This window comes from Acidimicrobiales bacterium (genome assembly GCA_036273495.1).
In the GTDB taxonomy this organism is placed as follows: Bacteria; Actinomycetota; Acidimicrobiia; order Acidimicrobiales; family JAJPHE01; genus DASSEU01.
Map to the genome: position 1 here is coordinate 1 of DASUHN010000173.1, position 2074 is coordinate 2074.

The following is a 2074-nucleotide window of genomic DNA, read 5'->3' on the forward strand; positions in this document are numbered from 1 at the left end:
GCCGTGCACGTGGCTCCGGATGGCGTAGTACACGGCCAGGGGGACCAGCGCCCCGCCCACCAGGCTCGGCGCCATCGCCCGCGGGGAGGGGGCACCGGGCTCCCAGACCTCCCCCTCCTCCGAAGGAGCCTCGGCTGCCTCGAGGTGCCCTGTTGCCATCGCGATCGGCCCCCCTCGGCCCGTGCCCCGATGTGACCTGTGCAACATACCGTCAGCCTTGACGGTTTTTCCACTCCCGTGATTCGATGAGGCGATGACGACCCGGCGCTCTCGGTCCTCGGCGGCCACCGCCGGGCCCGCCCGGCGCCGGCGCCAGAGCGAGCGTCGGGCCGAGGGCCAGCAGCGGGTGCTCCAGGCGGCGGTGGAGTGCCTGGCCGAGCTCGGCTACGCCCGCACGAGCACGGTCGAGGTGGTCCGCCGGGCCCGGGTGTCACGCGGCGCCCTCTTGCACTACTACCGCTCCAAGGCCGAGCTGCTTCTGGCCGCCCTGTCCCATCTCTTCGCCCTGCGCATCGGCGAGTTCCAGGCCGTTATGGCGGAGGTCGAGCCCGGCCCGGCCCGTCTCGACGCCGCCATCGCCCTGCTGTGGGCGATGTTCCGAGGCCCGTCGTTCGCGGCGTGGGTCGAGCTCCGGGTGGCGGCCCGCACCGAGCCCGGCCTCGCCGATTCGCTTCCCGCCCTCGAGGAGTCGTTCTACGCCGCCTGCACCCGCGTGTTCGTCGAGACGTTTCCGGAGGCGGGCCAGGCGCAGGTCGGCCCCGAACGGGTCCTGCGCCTCGTGTTCTCGATCCTGGAGGGGGCGGCCCTGCAGAGCCTCCTCCCCGGGGACGATCCGCTGGGGGCGGACGAGGTCGTCGACCTCCTCCGCGCCGGCGCCCACCGCATGTTCTCTCCCGTGGAGGTCAGCTGATGACAACCGTGCTACCCGCCGCTTCCGCCGCAGCGGAGTCCGGCGAGGAGACCCTGACCGCTCCGGAGGCGAGCGCCTATCAGGCCCTTCTGGACCGTCTCAACCGGCAGTCCGTAGATCGGCACTACGAGGCCTACACCGACGTCGAGTGGGACGCGCCCGAGATGCAGATCGACCCGGCCGACCCCCGCTGGGAGCTGAACCCCGATCTCGACCCCCTGGCCGCCACGGGGTGGTACCAGGGCCTGTCCCAGGAGCAGCGGGCCCGCCTCGGGCTGGAGATGGTGGCCAGCAAGATGAAGCTCGGTCTGCAGTTCGAGAGCATCCTCAAGCGGGGCCTGCTGGAGTACGCCGCGACTCTCCCGAACTTCTCCTCGGAGTTCCGGTACGCCTACCACGAGCTCATCGAGGAGGCCCACCACTCCTTGATGTTCCAGGAGTTCGTGAATCGCAGCGGCTTCGACGCCCGGGGGCTGGGACCCGCCGACCTGGCCGCCGTCCGGTTCATCATCCGGCTGGGACGGAGGTTCCCGGAGCTCTTCTTCTTCTTCGTGCTGGGGGGCGAGGACCCGATCGACCACGTGCAGCGCCGGGCCCTGCGTTCCGGGGAGGCGATCCACCCCCTCCTCGAGCGGATCATGCGGATCCACGTCACCGAGGAGGCCCGGCACCTGTCCTTTGCCCGGCACTACCTGAAGCAGCGCGTCCCGCGCCTCAATCCCGTCCGGCGTGTGATCCTGTCGGTCGGGACGCCGCTGATCCTCGGTGGCATGGCCCAGATGATGCTGCTGCCGTCACGCCAGATCCGGCGCCGCCACGAGATCCCGCCCGCCGTCATCCGCGAGGCGTACCTCGACAACCCGGCCCACCGCACCGAGACCATCGCCTCGCTCCGCAAGGTCCGGACCCTGGCCGAGGAGCTGTCCCTGCTCGGCCCCCTTCCCCGCCGGCTGTGGAAGGCGCTCGGACTCTGGGGCGGCCCGAAGCAGTAGCGCGGCGCGGGCGACCTAGGGTCGCGCCCGACCCTCATGCCGTTCGTCGCCTCCGCCCCTGTGCTCTCCGCCGGCTCCACCCCGCTCGGTGGGCCCAACGGGCCGAGCCTGCCCGACAGCCTCTTGCACCGTCTCGGCATCTCGCCGCCGGTCCACCTTCACCAGCTGCTCA

2 protein-coding genes are annotated in these 2074 nt (G+C 71.6%); both read left to right on the forward strand.

Features of this window, described 5'->3' with window-relative positions; genetic code table 11:
• Positions 1-253: 253 nt before the first annotated feature.
• Positions 254-910: a TetR/AcrR family transcriptional regulator gene (locus tag VFW24_07270; GenBank protein HEX5266556.1), complete on the forward strand. Its 657-nt coding sequence runs from the start codon at positions 254-256 to the stop codon at positions 908-910.
• Positions 910-1902 (forward strand): diiron oxygenase, encoded by a 993-nt coding sequence (locus tag VFW24_07275; GenBank protein HEX5266557.1) that lies wholly within the window; start codon positions 910-912, stop codon positions 1900-1902. The genes VFW24_07270 and VFW24_07275 overlap by 1 nt, the downstream gene beginning before the upstream one ends.
• Positions 1903-2074: the final 172 nt, after the last annotated feature.

Excerpts from the sequence above, each read along its gene's own strand:
- VFW24_07275 (HEX5266557.1), top strand. The coding sequence starts at position 910 with ATGACAACCGTGCTACCCGCCGCTTCCGCCGCAGCGGAGTCCGGCGAG.
- VFW24_07270 (HEX5266556.1), top strand. The coding sequence starts at position 254 with ATGACGACCCGGCGCTCTCGGTCCTCGGCGGCCACCGCCGGGCCCGCC.